The sequence below is a fragment of the Xenophilus sp. genome (assembly GCF_044462705.1).
Lineage (GTDB): Bacteria > Pseudomonadota > Gammaproteobacteria > Burkholderiales > Burkholderiaceae_C > Xenophilus > Xenophilus azovorans.
This window is the reverse complement of sequence record NZ_JBIQNC010000360.1, coordinates 1-2309: the sequence shown is the minus strand read 5'-3', so window position 1 is coordinate 2309 and position 2309 is coordinate 1. Positions and strand designations below refer to the sequence as shown.

Sequence of the window (2309 nt, the reverse complement as noted above, 5' to 3'; positions counted from 1 at the left end):
CTCAGTAGCTCAGCCGCTCCGGCCGGATCTCCTGGAGGATCGTCGTCGCGATCTCCTCGATCGACTTGGTGGTGGTCGACAGCCAGCGGATGCCGGCCCGGCGCATCATCGCTTCGGCCTCGTTGACCTCGTAGCGGCAATTCTCCAGGCTGGCGTAGCGCGAGTTGGGCCGGCGCTCGTTGCGGATCTCGGCCAGCCGCTCGGGCTGGATGGTCAGCCCGAAGATCTTCTTGCGGAAGGGCACCAGCGCTGGCGGCAGCTGGCGTCGGTCGAAGTCCTCGGGGATCAGCGGGTAGTTGGCCGCCTTCAGGCCGTGCTGCATCGCCAGGTACAGCGAGGTGGGCGTCTTGCCGCTGCGGCTGACACCCACCAGGATGACGTCGGCCGACTCCAGGTCGCGGTTGCTCTGGCCGTCGTCGTGCTGCAGGCTGAAGTCGATGGCGGCGATGCGATCGTTGTATTCCTTGCTCTTGCTGATGTCGGAGAAGCGGCCGATGCGATGGTTGGACTTCATCGCCAGCTCGATCTCCAGCGGGCGCACGAAGGTGCCGAACATGTCCAGCAGCATGCCCTTGCAGCCGGTCTCGATCACTTCCAGCACCTCCATGTCCGCCAGGGTGGTGAAGACGATCGGCCGCATGCCCTCGACTTCGCCGGTGTGGTTGATCTGGCGCACCGCCTGGTGGGCCTTGTCCACGGTGTCGGTGAAGGGCAGCCGCACGTGGCGCGGCTTGATCTCGAACTGGGCGAGCACGGCGTTGCCGAAGGTCTCGGCGGTGATGCCGGTGCCGTCGGAGACGTAGAAAACGGTGCGGGTACGGGGCGTCACTGTGGTTCCTGTCCTGCAGTGGCCCAGCAAGAGCCACGCCTACAATCCGCCCCATTATCGGGACCGAGCGTCCCACCCCCACACTCCCCATGCAGCCCGGCCGCGCACCCAGAGCAAGAAGAACGATCGTGCCCCGTGCCCGCCTGCATGCGACGGCGCCGCTTTCAACTTCCGGAGCTTTCCCATGTCTCAACTCTTCGACGCGACCGCCCTGGTCGTACCGTTTGAAAACCTGAGGATGACCGACGTCGAGGCGGTCGGCGGCAAGAACGCCAGCCTCGGCGAAATGATCTCGCAGCTGCCGCAGGGCGTGCGCGTGCCGACCGGCTTCGCCACCACGGCGCACGCCTTCCGCCAGTTCCTGGCGCACGAGGGCCTGTCGGACAGGATCAGCCAGCGCCTGGCCGCGCTCGACATCGAGGACGTGCGCGCCCTGGCCGCCGCCGGCGCCGAGATCCGCGGCTGGATCGAGGCCCAGCCCTTCCCGGCCGACCTGGAAAAAGCGGTGCGCGAGGCCTTCGCCACGCTCTGCGCCGGGAACGACCAGGCCAGCTTCGCGGTACGTTCCTCCGCCACCGCCGAGGACCTGCCCGACGCTTCCTTCGCCGGCCAGCAGGAGACCTTCCTCAACGTCGTCGGCATCGAGGACGTGCTGCACAAGATGAAGGAGGTGTTCGCTTCCCTCTACAACGATCGCGCCATCAGCTACCGCGTGCACAAGGGCTTCGCGCACGACGTGGTGGCTTTGTCGGCCGGCGTGCAGCGCATGGTGCGCTCCGACCTGGGCGCCGCGGGCGTGATGTTCACCATCGACACCGAGTCCGGCTTCGACCAGGTCGTCTTCATCACCAGCAGCTACGGCCTGGGCGAGACGGTGGTGCAGGGCGCCGTGAACCCCGACGAGTTCTACGTCCACAAGCCGATGCTCGAAGCGGGCAAGAAGGCCGTCATCCGCCGCAACCTCGGCTCCAAGCTGATCCAGATGGAGTTCGCCACGCCCGAGGAGAAGAAGGCCAGCGGCAAGCTGGTCAAGACCACCGACGTGAAGGCCGAGCTGCGCAACCGCTACTCGCTGGCCGACGACGAGGTCGAGCAGTTGGCGAAGTACGCCCTGGTCATCGAGAAGCACTACGGCCGCCCGATGGACATCGAGTGGGGCAAGGACGGCACCGACGGCCAGCTCTACATCCTGCAGGCGCGCCCCGAGACGGTGAAGAGCCAGCAGGCCGGCAAGGCCGAGCAGCGCTTCAAGCTGCTCAGCAAGGGCACCGTGCTGGCCGAGGGCCGCGCCATCGGCCAGAAGATCGGCACCGGCCCGGTGCGGCTGGTGAGCAGCATCGCCGAGATGGACAAGGTGCAGGCCGGCGACATCCTCGTCACCGACATGACCGACCCCAACTGGGAGCCGGTGATGAAGCGCGCCAGCGCCATCGTCACCAACCGCGGCGGGCGCACCTGCCACGCGGCCATCATCGCGCGC

The 2309-nt window shown here is 67.2% G+C and carries 2 protein-coding genes; one reads left to right on the top strand and one right to left on the bottom strand.

The window, feature by feature from the left end; genetic code table 11:
* Position 1: 1 nt before the first annotated feature.
* Complete coding sequence (locus ACIY1X_RS26125) at positions 2 to 829, bottom strand: pyruvate, water dikinase regulatory protein (RefSeq protein WP_038209460.1); 828 nt, start codon at positions 827 to 829, stop codon at positions 2 to 4.
* A 184-nt stretch (positions 830 to 1013) separates the two neighbouring features.
* Between ACIY1X_RS26125 and ppsA the strand changes: the two genes are divergently transcribed.
* Positions 1014 to 2309: phosphoenolpyruvate synthase (gene ppsA, locus ACIY1X_RS26120; RefSeq protein WP_399686507.1), on the top strand; the 1296-nt coding region annotated here is incomplete at its 3' end.